The sequence below is a fragment of the uncultured Campylobacter sp. genome (assembly GCF_937997595.1).
Lineage (GTDB): Bacteria > Campylobacterota > Campylobacteria > Campylobacterales > Campylobacteraceae > Campylobacter_B.
The window spans coordinates 1-1600 of record NZ_CALKTS010000166.1 but is presented as its reverse complement, the minus strand read 5'-3'; the positions used below and the strand labels follow the sequence as shown (position 1 = coordinate 1600).

At 45.2% G+C, this 1600-nt stretch carries 1 protein-coding gene and 1 pseudogene; both read left to right on the top strand.

Annotation, left to right across the window (positions count from 1 at the left end; translation table 11 throughout):
- Positions 1 to 356 (top strand): annotated as a pseudogene (locus tag Q0614_RS06035) (TonB-dependent receptor); the annotation flags it as partial.
- A partial coding sequence (locus Q0614_RS06030) for a TonB-dependent receptor (RefSeq protein WP_298787260.1) occupies positions 328 to 1600 on the top strand: 1273 nt, incomplete at its 3' end. The pseudogene Q0614_RS06035 and the gene Q0614_RS06030, both read left to right, overlap by 29 nt.

Sequence of the window (1600 nt, the reverse complement as noted above, 5' to 3'; positions counted from 1 at the left end):
CTAGCAAGGAGCTTGAAGGGAATTTGGGCTACGGCTTTGAGACGGGCAGAAGCGGCAAAACCTACGGCAACAATGTCGATTTGAACGTCGGTAGTAAGCAGGAGCTGTTTTACGTACAAGCTGGCGGCAGCTTTATGGAGGATATGGGGCAGCAGATGTCGCGTAAATTTAAAGGCGACGCAAACGGCAACGAGGACGGCGGCAGACGCGATAACTCCGTGCAGCGAGATAAGAAATTTAATATCAAACTCGGCCTTACGCCAAACGAGACCGACGAATACGCGATCGCATACGTAAATCAAAAGGCAAGCAAAGAGCAGCCGATGTATGCCGGAAGATATACGACTGACTTTTAGCCAAAAAGATCGCAAATGGGAGTGGTATCAATGGGACAGACAAAGCGTCTATTTCCTATCGCATACGGAATTTGCAAATAGCTTTTACATAAATACTAAGGCTTTTGCCGATGAGTTTAAAAACGGAATGTTTGATATCGATAAAAAAGAGGATAGCAAGTATAAGGATAACGCATACGGATTCGGTTTGGAAATGGGCGGAGACCTAAGCGATAGCAACACGCTTAAATTCGCCACAAACTACAAACACGATAAGCACTCCGGACATAAGATCCACTATATCGGAAGATTCGGCACCGAACCCACCGTTACCTTTATAGATAGAACCTACGGTTTCGCACTTGAAGATACTCACAAATTTACCGATTTTACCAAACTGATTTTGGGCGTTAGTTACGACACGAGAGATGCTATTAAGGCCGAAGACTACATTCAATTTAAAGGTGGCGGAGGTGGAGCCGGCAACCCCGCTAACTGGAAGCTAACCTCGTTTGACGTAGGCAAGAAACATGCCTTTAATTACCAAACCGCTATCAAACATAGCTTTGACGGCGAGGACGAGCTAAGCTTAAGCTACGCCAAAAAGACCTATTTTGCCAGCATGAAAGATAGATATAGCGAGAGATTTGGGCGAAATTTCGCAAATCCGCACCTAAAGCCCGAAGTAGCAAACCACTACGAAGTCGGCTACCAAAGGAATTTTGGAGAATTTTTAAGGCTGGAAACTTCGGTGTTTTACTCCAGAGTTAAAGACGCTATCGGCACGACCAGCGTTACTAGGTTTGCGCAAACCAGAGATATGAACGTAAACGTCGATAAGGCTCATTACAAGGGCTTTGAGTTCGCCGCAGCATATTTTGCGACGCAAGATTTGGAGCTTGGCGCAAATTATACGTATATGAACGCCAAATACAAAGAAAGCGGCGACAGCACGATCGTCTACGATCTGCCGAAGCACAAAGGATTTTTATACGCAGATTATAAAATTCTGCCTAAATTCGGCGTTTACGTCTCTCAAGAGCTTAGCTCGAGCTTGTGGAACAGAGTGCCCACCGGCAGAAGTAGTCATATAGATCACAAAACTGCCGGCTTTGGCGTAACCAATCTCAAGCTTACGTATGAGCCCGTCGAGAGCTTAAGCGTAGAGGCGGGAGTATCAAATCTGTTCGATAAAAACTATGAGTATAGAGAGGGCTATCCTGAGGAGGGTCGCGTATTTTTCTCAAACATCAGATATAAATTTT